Origin of the sequence: Rhodococcus sp. OK302, assembly GCF_002245895.1 — a bacterium.
Taxonomy (GTDB): Bacteria; Actinomycetota; Actinomycetes; order Mycobacteriales; family Mycobacteriaceae; genus Rhodococcus_F.
This window is the reverse complement of sequence record NZ_NPJZ01000001.1, coordinates 3,523,303-3,539,470: the sequence shown is the minus strand read 5'-3', so window position 1 is coordinate 3,539,470 and position 16,168 is coordinate 3,523,303. Positions and strand designations below refer to the sequence as shown.

15 protein-coding genes are annotated in these 16,168 nt (G+C 61.6%); 2 read left to right on the top strand and 13 right to left on the bottom strand.

Going from position 1 to position 16,168, the window contains the following annotated elements:
• Positions 1–183: 183 nt before the first annotated feature.
• Both nrdR and BDB13_RS16135 read right to left on the bottom strand, forming a co-directional pair.
• Positions 184–684 (bottom strand): transcriptional regulator NrdR, encoded by a 501-nt coding sequence (gene nrdR, locus BDB13_RS16140; protein WP_094272532.1) that lies wholly within the window; start codon positions 682–684, stop codon positions 184–186.
• 200 nt (positions 685–884) lie between these two features.
• Positions 885–1,553, bottom strand: coding sequence for a LysM peptidoglycan-binding domain-containing protein (locus BDB13_RS16135; protein WP_254922832.1), 669 nt, complete (start codon positions 1,551–1,553; stop codon positions 885–887).
• A 371-nt stretch (positions 1,554–1,924) separates the two neighbouring features.
• Here BDB13_RS16135 and lexA point away from each other — a divergent pair, with 371 nt between their 5' ends.
• Complete coding sequence (lexA, locus tag BDB13_RS16130; protein ID WP_094272531.1) at positions 1,925–2,650, top strand: transcriptional repressor LexA; 726 nt, start codon at positions 1,925–1,927, stop codon at positions 2,648–2,650.
• A 96-nt stretch (positions 2,651–2,746) separates the two neighbouring features.
• On the opposite strand, the gene BDB13_RS16125 is transcribed toward lexA, so the two are convergent.
• Positions 2,747–3,724: a hypothetical protein gene (locus tag BDB13_RS16125; RefSeq protein ID WP_094272530.1), complete on the bottom strand. Its 978-nt coding sequence runs from the start codon at positions 3,722–3,724 to the stop codon at positions 2,747–2,749.
• A 9-nt stretch (positions 3,725–3,733) separates the two neighbouring features.
• Positions 3,734–3,925, bottom strand: coding sequence for a hypothetical protein (locus BDB13_RS31670; protein ID WP_141210644.1), 192 nt, complete (start codon positions 3,923–3,925; stop codon positions 3,734–3,736).
• A gap of 406 nt (positions 3,926–4,331) precedes the next feature.
• Between BDB13_RS31670 and BDB13_RS16115 the strand changes: the two genes are divergently transcribed.
• A complete protein-coding gene (locus BDB13_RS16115; protein WP_141210643.1) occupies positions 4,332–5,486 on the top strand; it encodes a DUF7927 domain-containing protein in 1,155 nt (384 codons plus the stop codon).
• Positions 5,487–5,679: 193 nt separating this feature from the next.
• Here BDB13_RS16115 and BDB13_RS16110 read toward each other — a convergent pair whose 3' ends face one another.
• The 9 genes from BDB13_RS16110 to BDB13_RS16070 form a co-directional block, all read right to left on the bottom strand.
• Entirely contained in the window at positions 5,680–7,035 is a 1,356-nt protein-coding gene (locus BDB13_RS16110; protein WP_217902129.1) for a glycosyltransferase, read from the bottom strand.
• Complete coding sequence (locus tag BDB13_RS16105) at positions 7,032–7,616, bottom strand: exosortase/archaeosortase family protein (protein ID WP_094272527.1); 585 nt, start codon at positions 7,614–7,616, stop codon at positions 7,032–7,034. Before BDB13_RS16105 ends, BDB13_RS16110 begins: the two co-directional genes overlap by 4 nt.
• On the bottom strand, positions 7,613–9,223 hold the full coding sequence (gene wsfD, locus BDB13_RS16100; protein WP_094272526.1) for a glycan biosynthesis hexose transferase WsfD: 1,611 nt from the start codon (positions 9,221–9,223) through the stop codon (positions 7,613–7,615). Before wsfD ends, BDB13_RS16105 begins: the two co-directional genes overlap by 4 nt.
• Positions 9,220–10,002 (bottom strand): septum formation family protein, encoded by a 783-nt coding sequence (locus BDB13_RS16095; protein ID WP_176459592.1) that lies wholly within the window; start codon positions 10,000–10,002, stop codon positions 9,220–9,222. The genes wsfD and BDB13_RS16095 overlap by 4 nt, the downstream gene beginning before the upstream one ends.
• 175 nt (positions 10,003–10,177) lie before the next feature.
• Complete coding sequence (locus tag BDB13_RS16090) at positions 10,178–11,332, bottom strand: DUF7927 domain-containing protein (protein WP_141210642.1); 1,155 nt, start codon at positions 11,330–11,332, stop codon at positions 10,178–10,180.
• Positions 11,333–11,504: 172 nt separating this feature from the next.
• Positions 11,505–11,936, bottom strand: a complete 432-nt coding sequence (locus BDB13_RS16085) for a DUF2020 domain-containing protein (RefSeq protein WP_176459591.1) — start codon at positions 11,934–11,936, stop codon at positions 11,505–11,507.
• Positions 11,937–12,052: 116 nt separating this feature from the next.
• Complete coding sequence (locus BDB13_RS32105; protein WP_094272522.1) at positions 12,053–12,208, bottom strand: hypothetical protein; 156 nt, start codon at positions 12,206–12,208, stop codon at positions 12,053–12,055.
• 4 nt (positions 12,209–12,212) lie between these two features.
• Positions 12,213–13,073 carry a class E sortase gene (locus BDB13_RS16075; protein ID WP_094272521.1) on the bottom strand — a complete coding sequence of 287 codons (861 nt, stop codon included), beginning with the start codon at positions 13,071–13,073 and terminating at the stop codon, positions 12,213–12,215.
• Between the two features lie 15 nt (positions 13,074–13,088).
• Positions 13,089–15,899 carry a helix-turn-helix transcriptional regulator gene (locus BDB13_RS16070; RefSeq protein ID WP_094272520.1) on the bottom strand — a complete coding sequence of 937 codons (2,811 nt, stop codon included), beginning with the start codon at positions 15,897–15,899 and terminating at the stop codon, positions 13,089–13,091.
• Positions 15,900–16,168: the final 269 nt, after the last annotated feature.

The following is a 16,168-nucleotide window of genomic DNA, read 5'->3' as shown; positions in this document are numbered from 1 at the left end:
GAGAACTGCGATGATTCCGTTCAAGGGCATAACGCCTCCGTAACGATAACTATCGGTTGACGATCCAAGTGGCACGAAACCAACTCGAACCGCTGAACGTACCCGCCGAGCGTAGGCCTCTGCCGGCTTCAGATTCGGGCAAAACGCAGTTTTGTTCCCGGAGCGTTATCTAAGTCGCAGGCCTCAATCGACAGTGGAAACGGCTTCTTCGCCGGCTGTCTTCACGGTTTCCCGATTCTGCGCATGCTCCCGCATGTCGGTGATCTCGCGTTCGAAATCTTCGGCCGAGCTGAAGGATTTGTAGACCGACGCAAACCGGAGGTACGCAACCTCGTCGAGATTGCGTAGTGGGTCGAGAATGGCAAGCCCTACTTCATTACTCGGGATCTCTGCGGAACCCGAAGAGCGCACGGCGTCTTCGACCTGCTGTGCCAACAGATTCAATGAATCGTTGTCGACCTGACGACCCTGGCACGCTCGACGCACACCCTTGACGACCTTCTCACGACTGAAGGGTTCGGTGACGCCACTGCGCTTGACTACCGACAGCACTGCTGTTTCCACCGTCGTAAAACGCCGACCGCATTCGGGACAGGACCGCCGACGGCGAATCGCCTGCCCTTCATCCGCCTCACGCGAGTCGACCACTCGGGAGTCAGGGTGTCGGCAGAACGGGCAATGCATCGTTGTTCCTTTTGTGTTGCCGACATGGCCGCCATTCCGATTCCCTACCACTGCAAATCTTCCGACGATTCGCAGAGCAGACACGCGGGCACAACGCGACCACACGGAGTGGTGTGACTGTCAAGCCCACAGCTTACTCGTACTCGACGAAATCAATTCACGCATGCCGACCACCGATCGAACGCCACAACCGGCCGTCGTCAACGACCCTGCGCAGCAGGAACAATCAGAGTCTGACCCACGCTCAGCCTCGAATTCGACATTGCGTTGAGGTCCATGATCCGATCGATCACCGTGCCTGCGGGTTGCCCTGGCGCTACCTGAGCGGCGATGTCGCTGAGCGTCTCCCCTGCAGCAACCCGAATCACGCCCGTCTCGTCAACCGGACCTGAAACCCCACCCGCGGACACGGAAGCAAGGCCCACCAAACCCAGTACCGCTACCGCCGTCAGCAGCACACCCAAAACCATGCTCCGCCAACCTACGTCAACGGAATCGACAACGTGGGGTGCGCGCGACACGCCTACCCGATTACGGTGCTCGAAGTTGCCGCCATTGGGCCGCACACGGTCCACATCCCGCTCGAACCGACGATCAGCAACATCGTCACGACCACTTTCGTGAGTGCCGCCTCGGCGCTCGCGAATGTCGGATACCTCGCCGCGCACCCGATACGGCATCACGCCGACGGCCACGTCATAGGGCGCAGCGTCGTAGAACGACGCGTGATACTTCGGCGCAGCGGCAGAGTTCCGACCAGCGTTCCCCGATGCTGTGCCGTAGCCGGGCCGAACAGCACAATCGAATGCTGCGAACTTCAGTTCTGCGTCATCGAACACTTCGTACTTCAGTGCTGCGTTGCCCATCATGACCTCCGCGGATCTACACCGACCGATTCGAACCTGCCAACGATTCGAACCTGCGTTCGATGGAACGCATGTTCGAATTTCTACCACGTTCGTCCGACAAAGTCTCGCGTTTCCAGCGACACGTCTCGAACAGATGTTTGAAACCCTGAGCAAATAGAGATAGATTCGTGTCAGAGCACACAGCACGATCCCTGAGCGACTTCTACCTGCTGAAGCTGATTTGATCAGGACCTACCGACAAGCAACGCCGCACCACCTGAAACCCCGCACCACCTGAAACGCCGCACCACCTGAAACGCAGCACCACCTGAAACGCAGCACCACCTGAAACGCAGCACGACCAAACACCGCAGACACGGAGGCACAACGCCATGAAGGACGATCGCTCCACAAGTGCCGCAACGGCAGGAGTTACCGCGACGTCAGCCGAGTCGCTCACTCCACGGCAGCGCCGTGTTCTCGAAGTCATTCGTGAATCGGTGACCGAACGCGGTTACCCGCCGAGCATTCGTGAGATCGGCGACGCCGTCGGGCTTACCTCGACGTCGTCGGTGGCCCATCAGCTCCGCACCCTCGAGCGCAAGGGGTTCATTCGCCGTGACCCCAATCGCCCTCGCGCTGTAGACGTTCGAGGGCTTGACGAGGTTGCCGCCGATACCGCCATTGCATCGGTGACCAAGCACTCGTCGGAGATCCGCAACAGCACGGGCGATCCACTTCCCGAGCCGGCATTTGTGCCCGTCCTCGGCCGGATCGCGGCTGGTGGGCCGATCCTTGCAGAAGAAGCCGTCGAAGACGTGTTTCCGCTCCCCCGCGAATTGGTGGGCCAGGGCTCCCTGTTCATGCTGAAGGTGGTCGGCGAATCCATGATCGACGCCGCTATCTGCGATGGCGACTGGGTGGTAGTCCGTCAGCAGAACGTGGCCGAGAACGGTGACATTGTCGCCGCCATGATCGATGGCGAGGCAACGGTCAAGACATTCAAGCGAGTGAAGAAAGATGTGTGGCTGATGCCGCACAATCCGTTGTTCGAGCCGATTTCCGGAAACAACGCAGTCATCATGGGCAAGGTTGTCACCGTTATGCGAAAGATCTGACGCTTCGCGAGATCGAATAGTCAAATGCAACGACGCGGGCCCCGGCTGATGCCGGGGCCCGTTCCGTCTCGCCCGTCGGGTTCGAATGCGTTCTGTTCAGTGTGCCGCGACCACGATGCGACCTCCCGGGCCGAGGGGCTTACCCGGCAGAACCTCAACCTCGGTCCAGTCGTGCGTTGTGTACGCATCCACCCGTGTCAGCAATCCGGTCCGGCAGGCTGGTTCCACGCCGGCGCACCCTGCTGCGTAAACGATGCCAAGTATCTCTACAGTGCCATCGGCCCGGGGCACCCAGACAGGATTCCCCGAATCGTTGACCGCTACTGCAGGCACTCCCCGATCAACATCGACAAATCGACAGGTCACGCTCGACGGGTTGCACGGTTCGATCAGCTTGCCGCACCTCACATTTCCCGCTGCTGCCGTGTATTCCGAGGCGAACCAGTCCGCTCCGCTCTGACATACCACGGTGCCGGCTTCGAGATTGCCTGCAACCGAAGAGATTTCCGCCAAACGTGGAAGTGAGAGTTGACCGGAACCGTCGGTGGCGGGAACCTGCACACGATCGGGTGCAGCGCCGCCCGCTCGTGTGGTCGTCAGTTGGAGGACGGGTGTGATCGGGGCGGTCCCGGTGTCGATCATGGACATGTCCGGGCCGGATCCACCGACAGTCCGGGAGAATTCCGGGTCCCAAGTCCGGGTGCTATGGCTGACCACCGCTTCGCTGGGCGCTGCGGATCCGAGTTGGAGACCGGCTCCGACCTTTCCGGCGACGTGCCCGGCGGACAGCAAGTAGTACGAGCCGTTTCGCTCGAGAGCAATCGAGTATTTCCCCCACTGCGCCTGAGCCGCACCGGGATACGTGTTGTAAGTGACAAACGGTCCGGCTGACTCAATCAGTTCGTCGTTGAGTTGCGCCGGAGGCTCGGCAGCAGCGGAGACAGTCATCGTCGACGGCGGCGACGCAGTCGGAGATTCAGGTTCGTGTCCGGTTGTTGCCCGGCCGATAAGTAGCGATGTCACGCAGGCCACAACTACACCGGCCGCGAGTATCGACCGCCGCCGCATCGTCATCGCTGTCGGTTACGCCCTGTCGGGAAGTTCGTCGGCCCGCACTCGAGATGCCCGAAGTAGCAGTAGGCCGGCTACAACGACTGTCAGCATCAGCATCGTCGCACCGGCGACGGGGAATCCGGTGAAGGCGAGACTGCCGGCACCGCCGACCATCGCAGCGCCGCCACCCGCGGTAGGTCCACCGCTAAGCCCTGTATACATCCGAAGTCCTCGATTTCCTCTGACATTGACCCCCACATACTCCACTGCGCGAACAGCTCCTGGCGACGAGGCGGAGGCACCGTGCGGAACCTGTGCGCGCGTCCGCACCGCACTGGCCACCCACACTCCGCGAGCGATTTTCATCTCCGGGGTGTCCGATTCGGTCCCGGTGACGATCTCACGTAGACGTGCCCGGGGCGATGCCCTTGATCGTCGCCCCGGGAATGGACTCGTTCAAGTCGACAGTCTGCCGCCGGAGTGCAGGATGGCGCACTGTCCGTGCGCGAGGCCGCATAACGATCTCGCCGAACTGCCTCCGTGCTGATTCGTGGGTGAACCTGACCATGAGGGGAGTCTCCCCTGTTGCGGCCCGTGACACTGCAGGCTGCACGAGAATGGAGAAACAATGAGAATGCCATCGTTCGCCAGGACCGTCTCAGGTCTGGCGGTTGCGACCCTGACCGCGACCACATGGGGGATCGCCGCGGCACCGGCCGGAGCGGATCCGCTTGCCGCGCAACCGGGTGAGCTGATCGTCAACGGCGACGCCGAGAACGGCATCACCGGATGGACGGGCACCGCCTTCGTGTCGAGGGCCTACGGCACCGGTCTGCCGACGACGATCGTCGACCAGAACGGCGCGACCGGGAAGACGTTCGACGGCGGCAGCAGCTTCTTCGGGGTCACGGGTAATGCCAACAGGAAGGCGACGCAGGTTGTCGATCTGACGCCATCCGCGGCCAGCATCGACACTGGCCGGGTGACCGCCCTCAGCGGGGCCTACCTGGGCGGGATCGCGGGCCAGAACGACCGCGTCGGCGTCTACTACACCTTCACGGACGCGTCCGGTCAGGTCCTGGACACTGTCTCGCTGCCCGCCGTGACCCTCACCGACCGCGGTGGCGTACGGGGATTCGGCCGCCGCGACGCCTCGGCGCCCGTTCCGATCGGCACCCGCTCCGTGACGGTCGACCTCTCCTTCACCGCCGCCTACGGCACGCTCGACGCGTTCGCCGACAATGTCTCGCTACGACTCGACGCGGTACCGAGCGAGTTGCAGCTCACGCACACCGCCGACGCATCGGGCCCGCTGGACGACAACCAGGTGGTCAACTACACCGTCACCTTCACCAACACCGGCGCCCAACCGCTCGCGGTCGACAAGGCACTGGCACTCGCGGGCCTGCTCGACGACGCGAACTTCGTCTCCGGACCGACCAGTTCGGACGTTGCACTGTCCGTCCAGGGCTCTGGCGACACCTTCGGCATCACCGGAACCCTGCAGCCCGGCCAGACGGTGACCGTCGTCTACAGCGTAGTCACCAAAACGTATGCGCAGCAGGGTGATCACAACGTCGTGTCCCTCGTGGCCGACCCGTCCGCCCTGCCGGGAGGCGTGCCGGCCTCGTGCGCCGGTACCGCAGACTGCCTCGAAGCGGCGACCGCCGACACCGCCGCCGTGCCCCTCGTGAACCCGGCCGTCGCCGGAATCGCGGCGGCAGTGGGCCTTGCCGGAGGCGGCATCTTCCTGCTCCGACGACGACGCACCGAAACAGCCTGAGCGCCTCTCACCCAGACCCCACGCGTGACCGCGTCCAGTTCGAGTTCGATCGGCGACTTCTAACGGTCGTTGCAACACCCAGTGTTTTGGGAGTTGCAACGACCATGTCGTTTTCACGCGAAGGGCGCCAGACTCTGAGGCGCAGGTTCCTCGAAGCTTTCGATCGGTGCGCGACGTCGCGAGAACGAGCAACTCACACTTGTGCGGGCTCGCGTTCGGCATTGCGTTTGGTCTTCACCCAATCGCTCTGCTTACTCGCCAACCGTCCGAATGCCCGCCAGGCCACGACGTAGGACAGCAGCATGTACCCGACGTAGGCGAGACCGAGTCCGAATCCCTGTCGCCAGGACAGTTCCGGTGCACTGCGTTTGCGGTAGAGCGGGCCCCAGATCGCGAATTCGCCCACTCCCAGAATGAGATACGAAATGAGCAGCGCCCAACCGCCGCTCACAAAATAGGCCTTGAAGAACTCGGGATAGTTCACCATGTTCCACACCATGACCAGCAGGGGAAGTGGGTAGACGATGGTTCCCATGACCTGCAGCCAGGGAGTGAGCATGAAGTACGTAATTTCCCACGCGCCCAGGTTCGTCACGCGCCGCGACCGCCAGATCGCGGGCAGGTACCGGACGCATTGCATTCCACCCTGGGCCCACCGAACGCGTTGTCGAATAAGCGGTTTCAGCTCGGGTAGCGCCTCTTGATCCACCCAACTGGCGGTTGTATAGACGTTCCGCCAGCCGAGCAGGATCAGGTGCAGGCCCAGCTCGAAGTCCTCGAGCAACGCCCCGTGCCACGGCTCACCGAACCGCGCCGCCACCGCGTCGAGAGCCGAGAGCCTGCTCAGTTGGCCGTTACCGCCGATGCTTACCGTGCGCGAATATCGCCGAGCCATCTGCATCGCAGAGATCGGCCCGCGGAACTCCATATCCTGCAGTCGAATCAACGTCCGAGCGAAGCGGTTCTTCCAACGGTTTCCCGGTCCGAGTGGCAGTGGGTCGGCGCGGTTGCTCATTCGCACCTCTACCTGCACCGAGCCGACGTAGTCATTACCGAAAGCATCGGGGCCGGCCGAGATCTCCAGCATGTTCGGCGCGGGTCGGCCGTCTGCGTCAACGATGCAGATAAGCACCTGCGACCGGTCGGCGCGCCCGGGCAGCCAATCGTTGATCCGGGCGTACCCGGCGTTGAGTGCATCGCCCTTTCCGGTGCGGGCATTCGGGAGTTGCCGCGCAATGAGGTGAATCATGGGATCGGCGACCATCATGTCGCGGACCACCTGCTTGGTCCCATCCTGCGAATCGTCGTCGATCACCCAGGCGCAACTTGCCGGGAAGTGTTCGCGTAGGTACGCCAGCGTGTGGCCGATGACCACTTCTTCGTTGAGGCAAGGAATCAGAAAATGCAACTCGAAGTCGTCAGGATTTCCCGGTAGTTCCGTGGTGTTTCGTAGGTACGGAATCAGGATCGCCACAACGTACATCAGAAAAACAAGTCCGAAGATCAGTGACAGAACGATGGACAGTCCCAGGATGGTATCGAAAGTCACTCCTGTGCCCCTTCTTTCATACGTGCGCGAATCGGTGGGGCATCTGCCGCGACGGTACTCGCCCGACTGATCCAGCGACTGAACAGCAGCAGGGTGGCTGCGCCGCCGGCCAGAACTATCAACGATCCGATGATGGTGTGGGCCAGCTCGAATCCCGAGCGGCCGCTGTGAACGGTGTAGACGCCGACCACGACGAGGCGGATCATATTGACTGTCAGCATCGCCGCGCAGCTCAACAACAGGCCGATCATCATGTGCACCAGACGAACCCGACCGAAGTGCACGTACACTCCCGCGAGCAACAGCATCGGAATGATCAGTAGTGCCGTGCTGCAACCCGTGACGAGTTGGAGTGCAAAAACCTTGTTGGTGCCGATCCCGACGTAAAACACGTCCGATCCGCGTGTCCACTTGGTCGGTGCACCGACGATGCCGTTGAGAAGCGCGGCGAGTCCGGCTTCCCACCCGCGGAACGCAGACTGCCTGGTGAGCAGCAAGAACATCGCCCCCGATATCGCAGCCACCCCCACCCAGCGCACTGCGGGCGGATCAGGTCTGCGCACCGTACGTTCCGCATTCACCGGGAGGTTCCCTTCTCTCGTATTACGCTCGAACGCAATACGATCACCGAGTAGGCGCCGAGAATCAGTACGAGTCCGGTGGTGAAATCGGTCAGCATCAAGTGTTTGATCAGGTCCGACGCACCCTCGGATAGATTGACCGCCCAGAACTGCGCGAGGGCTGCGGCTGCCAGGAACAACCCGACCGCGCCGATGCTCCGGTCCTCCTGCGTCGTACAGACTTTCAGCACGATGACAAAGGCCAGGCACGAAGCAAGAGTCAGCACGATGATCAGCAACGGCAACGAAGAGAACATCATTCGCCACACCTGGTAGAACAGCGACACTCTCCACTCGAGAGTGTCCGGGCGGCCCGAGTACCACGGGTAGGAGTAGATGTAGTCGACGCGTAATCGTGCCATGCCGACCAGTCCCCGGCCCATCATCGAGAGAAGTCGGAACGGTTCGTGAAGGTAGACCTGAGAGAAGAGATCCCACGTCGAGGTCTTATCCAGAAAACCCTGATAGCCAGGCAGTTCGGTCACAGAGTTCGGTGAGTTGATCCGCGATCCACTACCGGAGATCAGCGTCGGGTCAAGACCGAGTCGCACCAGGTCCTGCTCGGGATTCTTACTGTGCGGAAGCATCTCGACGAACACCGCGTTGTACTGGTTAAGTTCACCGAACCGTGCGGGCTGGGTACGAATGTACTGCCCGACCGCGGCAACCAATCCACCGGACGCGGCGAGCGCAAACCATCGACCCTGCAAGAAGTATCGTTTGCCATGTTTCTGTGCGCCGACTCGGCGGCTGAGCATGAGCGGTACCGCGACCACAGCGTAGGTTACCGCTTGCGTCTTGGTGGTCGCGGTGAACAACGCGATCGCCGCGACCACGGCGACATGCCACCAGTGCACCTGCTCGGCCCGCCACAGAGCGAGCGCTGCAACCATCAGCGCCAGCACGCCGAGAATCGCGCCGGTATCGCTGTAGGCAGAGACAAAGTAGCCGGCGAACGTCGCGTCGGCAACGATCAGCCATACCCCGGTGACAACAAATCCCTTGCCCACCAATGAACCGGGAATCCACACGAACATCAGGGCAGCCAACACACCAAGCACAAGCGCGCACACCACTCCCAGTGCCCGCAGATCCATGTCGCCGGGCAAACGCAGCAGTGGTGTCAGCCACTTCGCCAGTTGAAGCAGATAGAGCTGAGAGGAGTTGTAGGGCTGGCCGTAGGTGTTCCACGGGCAGTCCTCGCCGTACCACCGGTGGTCGAAGTATGTGGTGTACACCAGGTCGTCAACCGGGGTGTTGTAGGCATTTCCGGCGCGCAACCCGAGCCCACAGGTCAATCGTTGACCGTCACCCTGATCGCTGAGACCGATTGCGCCACTGAGGAACAGCCGCAACAGCAACGCTCCGGAAAAGGCAACTCCGACTCCGACAGATACCCAGCCGAGGCCGGTACCGTCCATACGGTATCCGGCGATCCGCGAGACACTTGCCATAGCGGCCTGCAGACGCGGGCGCGGCTTGCGCCGCTTCGTACCCGGGACCAGCGCCAACGGATCATCCTCGAAGGTGCCACCGTCCGGCGCCTCGAGTTCGAACCTGGTACTCATGTCAGGCCACCACGGATCGTGCCGGTGGTGGTGCCGGAAGTCGGCCCGTACCAGCAGTCCGCCGATTCATCGTTGACCAGCGGCTTGATGACGAAGTCCTCGGGCGGCGCATCCGCCGTGTACTGCGCGATCACCGGCGTGCACGCCTCGAACGCCACGTCGAGCCGGGCCTGAGCTCCACCCTGAGGTATCGGTACCGACCCGGTCATCTCGGCGTCGTGCGCCTGATCGCAGGTAGTGGTTGTCTCGCCGGATCGGCAGAGTCGAACAGCGGCAGATTGCGTGCGTTCCATGATGTTTCGCAGGGACCCGGAGAACTCAGGACGACTCTCGGGGTATTGCGGATCCTGAACTCCGAGCGAACACACCACGGTGCGTAGCCCGCCCGCCCACTCTTTCTGGGTCGGGTACTTCGACCACACGGAAATCCCGAACTGGTAGTCGAATTCGCGTGCACCGAGGTACTCGCGAATCTCGGCCCAGGGGCAGACGTCGGCGGCCTGAAGGCGTTCGAGTGCGTTGGACGGACGATCCGGTGCGGTGATCACTTCTTCCGGCAGAGTGCCGAAACCGTAGACCTCGAGTTGATGGGGGTAGTCGCAGTTCACCCACGGGGAGACATTGCTCAGCGAGAGCATCTCCTCGGCAGTCTCGCGAACGTAGCACGTACCTTCGGTCGCCTGGTACGTCGGCAATGCCTCGTCGGGCCTTGCGCCGCACGCGCTTCCGAGTGCGATCATCGCAGCCAACATCACGATCAACCGGATCGACCTGATCACCGACACCACTTCCTTGTATGCCGGCTTCATTGCGGAGCTTCGGTCATGTCACGAACATTCGAACTGTAGTGAGCCGCAGAGTCTCTGCATTCACATGCAGAACGCCGGTGCGGGATCGCGCACAGGGTCTGCGCGATCCCGCACCGGCGACGGGTGATTCAGTCGTTCCAGTCGATCAGCTGGTTGCTGCTTGGCGACGGCGGATCATGACGTATCCACCCGCGCCGATGGCTAGAACTGCGGCAACGACGCCTGCGACTGCCGGACTGATCAGTGGGACAGCCGCGGTCTCGGCCGCTGCGTTCTCGAGGCAGAGCGGAGCACCCGCACAGGAAGCGGGGACACCAACGGGCACATTTGCCGGTTCCGATACAACCGTGACCAGGTTGTGGTCACCCTGACTTGCAAAAGCCTTGACCGCGACCGAGTAGGTCACTGTCACCGACTGACCCGGCGCCAAAGTTCCCGTGACACCGTGCACACCGGCCCCGGAATCAGTCACGGACAGAGCCGCATTCGCACTCGTCGGACCGGACACCAGGTCCGCGTCGTCGAGCAGCCCGGAAAGCGCCAGGGCACGATCCACCGCAACCGGTTGCTCACCGGTGTTGGTGAACGTCGAGGTGTAGTTCACGACCTGACCGTCCGTGACCGGGCCGGAAGCGTCCGAGGTGTGTGTCACCTCGAGAGCGCCGGCAGCGGGGGTCTGGAGCCTCAGGGAGATGTTGTCGAGGTAGGTATCGAACGTCGTCCCCGTCCTCACACCGTTGAGAAAAATACTGACGCTGCGAGTGCCGGGAGGTACCGGGACCGTCATCGAACGGGGAACAAATCCGGCGGTGTTGCCACGCTCCGCCGCGGTACCGAAAGTTCCCAGGAGACGGAGGCCGCCCTGTCCGAACCTGACACGCAATCCGAAGGTGTCATCCGAGGTCGCGGTACCACCGAAGTAGGCCGACACGTTCGCCGACACTATTCCGGCATCGATCTGGGCTAGGGCCGCGGCGGGCAGATTGAATGTCTGTGTCGCGCCCGCTGGGGTTCCCACGTAGGTGAGGGCTTTGCTGCCTCCGTCGAAGGTTCCGACCTGGGCTCCGGTGCTGTCCATCACCGAGGTCGGCACGCCGATGTCGGCATAGGCCACGCTGGCAAGGCTTGGGCCCGTCCACCCCGCGGTGCTCTCGCCGGTGCCGTTGGGCACCACTTCGCCGGGGAACGTGTCCAGGGGAACTGCGCTCGATGGAGCTGCTGTCAACAATCCGGCCGCACCTACAGTTGCGGCAACGAGCGTCGCACCGACCGTACGCCGGACCAACGAATTCACCCTCACGAAGTTCACTCCATTCTCGAGCGGCGTCGCGGGCGTATGGAACGCGCTGCACTGCCGCTGAATTCGACCTTCGCAGAATAGGGACGCAATGACAGCAGGTGGACCGTTCAAGGCAAAGAGTGCGCGATCCCGCACCCACCGTTCGCCTTACCGCATGGCGGTGTGCCGTCCGCTAAAGTCCGAGTTCGTTGATCACTGCGACCGCAATTCGCTGCGCCTTCACTGATTGTGGTTGGGTTGTCGTCACCAGGACCGCGACCGCCCCTTTGGAGACGGCGTAACCCGCGCCTTCGTCTCCACCGAACCGTCCCCCGACCCAACCCGACGGATCTGCGGCCGGAGCGGTATTCGAAAGCGGCGCAGCACGGTTCACCAATTCGACAGCTATCGAAGATGATTCGGCGTGGTGGACCCAGACCGACACCGCTACGTTGCCGGCCGTGTCGGTGAAGAAACAAGCCGGCGGTTGCGAGTTTGCGTCGAGCAGGACTGAATCGACCCGTTCACCGTTGAAAGTCTCGACGCTATCCGCAGTCAGGTACGGACAGAGTCCCGCACTATCGGGATTCGGGGTCGCCGGGACAGACCCCGACGCTGATGTCACCGGATGTTCCACAGCTATCGAATTCTTGTCCGGTGGAGCCGAACATGACACAGCCAGCCCCATCACCATTACCGCGGCTAGTACCGTGCCGATCCCCCGCGTAACAACCACCCCGCTCACAAAACCGCTACCCGATTGAACGGCACATACGATTCGATGGCCGGGAACACCACCAGCATCAGTAGTGTCACCACGACGCCGAACAACACGAGTGCTGCGACAAATTTTGCGGGCAAAGGCCCAGGGAGACGACGCCAGATCCAGCCGTACACGGCACTATCCTTCCGAGAGAACTGCGGGGGCAGAGTGTGTCTGCGAGTCCTTCGCTGTGGTGTTCACCAACATTGCCTGCACCACAAGACGATCGGTCGCACTGAACCGCGGTGTGCAGGTGGTCAAGGTCAACAGCGCGACACCGCCATCGGGCGCTTCCGCGTACCGCGGGTCCATCGGGACCGGACTGATGACACCCACCTCATTCGGATCGACCACTTGTTGGCCCAGCACCCGTTGGTAGGGAGCCGGCAGCGGCGCGACCGGGATTGGATCAGCAGTGCACCGGTCAGACCTCGGCTCAGCTCCCCAGGCCGGCACTTCGTCGGCGCTGGGCAGCACTCGGTAGGTGTACCAGTGGGTTGAGGTTTCGACAACTACGGCGTCGCAGGTCTGCAATGCATCAATGTCATTGAAAGGCGAACCCTTCCCGACCCGGTGACCGGCCACTGCGAAATTGCCCACCTGCCCGGGATCCGCACTGCCCTCGTACTGTCCGGGCCCTACTTCCAGATCGGCGTCGGAGGTTCCCTTCACTACCGTGATCTGAAAGTCGCTGCCGAAGCGCGGAATTCGGATCTTTGCGAAGCCGACTGGACCGTCGGCCTCATACGTGGTGGTACGAAGCTGGACGGAATCTTGTTCTGCCCAGACCTGATCCAATTCTTCTGTGACAGTGCGCTGTTTGCGGTCCGACGAAATATCGGTCCAGTAGACCTCGTAGACGATGAACAGCGCCCCGATCAGGCCGAGCGTCAGTAGCGAGTCCCCTAGCACTCGATACCACTTCTGCACTTTCGTCGACTCCCTTTCGAGCACGATCGGGGTGGCCGCATAGCGCGAAGGTCGCCGTCTTCGATCCATCTGAACGTGAAATCCTTAGACAATTGGTTCGGGCAGCGCAGGGCTGTGTAGTGGCATGGGGCTGACCAATGGCGCGGCGACATGTGGCGAGCGTGAATCACTCTTGATCGCTGCGTACAAGCCGGCCCGGGAGCTGATGCCGAGCTTGCGGAACATGCTGGTCAGATGTTTCTCAACCAGGCGCTGCGAAATATACAGTTGCGCAGCAATATCCCGATTCCGTAACCCGGTGACCACCAGATTTGCGATCTTGCATTCGATGCCGGTGAGAGTGAGAACTCGCGGGTCGGTGTGCGTTTCGATCACGGTTGGTGCGCCCGAGGACCAACGTCCGCCATCGATCCAGCCCTGCGCGCCAACTCTCTCGAACAGCGCGTGCGCAGTTCGTTGTCTTTGCCGACTCTGAGCGATCCGGCCATGCGTGCGGAGTCGGTCTGCATAGATTGCCAGGGCGCGCGCCCGCTCGAGCGCGGGGACTTCGAGTTCGCGCGGACCGAGAGCGAGTTCCAGTAGTTCGAGACAAGAGTCGATATCGGCGACCAACAACCGACCTCGGGCAAGCAAGGCTGATGTTAACGGTGTTGCGCAGGAACGTAAACGACGCGTCGTGAGGTCGAGAACCCTCTCGGCGGACTGTCGATCATCCGCCATCATGAGCGCCTCGATCAGGTCGATATACCGTCGCGTCTGCCAGATTCCGGAGTGGCGATCGACATGATCAATGCTCTGTTCGAGCAGCATGACCGCTCGATCCGCATGCCCTCGCATCAGTGCATTCTGCCCCAGCGCAGCGAGCAAACGGGCGCTGATTCGGCTGGCGCTGCTGACTCCTCCAACCGGGAGTGCCTGGGCGGCAACCCGATCAGCCTCCTCAAACCTCCCTCTCAGTCCCAGGATCTGCACCTGCTGAGCGGTTCGGGCGGATGGTAGGTAGCTACAGGCAGGGAGTATCGACTCTGCGCGATCCCAAAGGTTGTGAGCCACCACGATGTTGCCGCTCAATAGTTCGAGATTCACCCGTGAAATCAGCAGATTGGCACGTGCGAGCGGAGGTTGCGCTGAGTCAGGCAGGTCGCTTGCGCACTCGATACGATCACGTGCCTCCCCCAATCGCCCGAGTCGGCTGAGTAGTGATGCTGAAATAATCGCCTCGCTCAGGCCACGCTGCGAAAAACTCCACTGCGAATCCGACTCGTCGTACAGGGCTTGCGCCAGCGCCGGATTCTCCGCGTCGACCGCGAGTGTTACCTCCGCCAACTTGCACCATGCCGACACAGCAGTTACCTGAGGTTCGGCATTGGCCCGCGCCAACTTGAGCAAGAACTCGATCCCATCAGTTCGATGGTGTTCCGACTGAGCGAGGATTGCCAACGCTGCCAATGACCGTGCCCCGTCGGGATCATGATCGACGAGTGACACCGCGGCGGCCGTGACCCGTTCGAGATTCATCGGTCGATCGGCAAGATGACGCACCTCGAGCTTGATCTGTTCCATAAGTGCCCGATAGCGTGATACCGGATAGTCTCGCACAACCGTATCGGCGAATTCGTCTGCATCAGTGAGAAATCCGTGCGAAATAGCCAGTTGGGATGCCAGCGCCAAGAGCATTGCTCGTTCATCGTCGGTGAACGTCGCGGCTGCTTCTCGCAGCATACTCAACGCTTGTGCACAGGACTGGTCTCGGGCAATGTTTGTCGCTCTGGTTGCCACCATCTCCACTGTGTTCACTGCGTCGCCAACGCCCGGCAAGTAGGTATCGGCGGCGCTACCTCCGGCATGCCCGTAACTCGCGATCACCGTGCGAGCTCGTGCGTCGAAAGCCGGTGATGTGAGCGTTCTGATCGCCCACCGATCCATGTCACTGCCGATGTGCAATCGGTCACCGAGTTGTTCGATGTATCGGAGCTCGATCAGTGAAGACACCTCGGCCTCGACGGAAATGGGGACTGCATCCGCACCTTCGCTCGATTGCGCAACGTGGACCGCAATTTCTACCGAAATCGACTGCACGAGAGCCAATATCGTCAACAAGATGCGCTGATTCTCGGTCAGTCGCGAACAGACTCGTTCCCAACGATCGGTGCGCTGCGCCGAGACGATCATCGGATATCGTATCGATGCCAAGCCTGCAATTTGGTCGTCGGTGAGTGCCCCGCACAATTCCACGGTATCGCCGAGATTGCCCGCTGCCGCGCGATGCAATTCTCTCACCAGGGTCGGCGCGACCGTTCGACCGAGCACAGCAGTCGTCAACGCCGCGGTGTCCTCGACACTGAGTTGAGGTACCGCTATCTGCGGAAAGGGCAGAAACTGCACCGGCCGTTCGAGGCCTGAGACAAGAATCAACAACACCCGATGATTGGCCAATCGGCGCCCCACATATCCCAGCACATCCCGAGAAGTATCGGGTAGTTCGTCGGCGTCGTCGACGACGATCAGTAGCGGGTCGGACTCACGCGTGCATTTCTCGATCACGTCGAGTAGGCACTCGCCTCTGGCGCTCACATCTGCATCGGCGCGGAGAAGCGGGCGCGTCTCCGGCACGCCGTCCGATTTACCGTACGCAGGACTCTCGAGCCGCGCCAACAGGGCGGCGACACTGACATCGATGGATTCGTTCGCATTCCCCGAGCCGGTGAGCATGACCGTACGAAATGGCTTTGGTCCACTTAATCTTGCGAGTAGCCTGGTCCGTCCCGAGCGGGGTGGACCGACCAATACCAGCGCAGTACCCCGCCCCGACTGCGCGGCTTCGAGATGCGCCGTGATCCGGCGAATGGTCACGTCCAGCCAGGTTGCATGCGTGAGGGCTTCAAGGCTGAACATAGCAGTGCTGATTCCTCAAATCTGTTCTTTAATGTCGACGCCGAATGGTCAATATTGTCCGATCAATTCTATTTGTCCCAATTTACGGTACTTATGCAAAGTAGCTTTCGTGGCGGTCGAACTTTGCGACGAAAGGTGAAATCAGGGAGTGAATTCTGTAGCGTTCAGCCAATTTCGATGCAATTGTGCGGGTGCCCGCATCTCCCGTGCGCCTTCCCGCACAATGTCCGCCACGTCTCACTCCCCACGTGCTACTGGGGACCAGACTT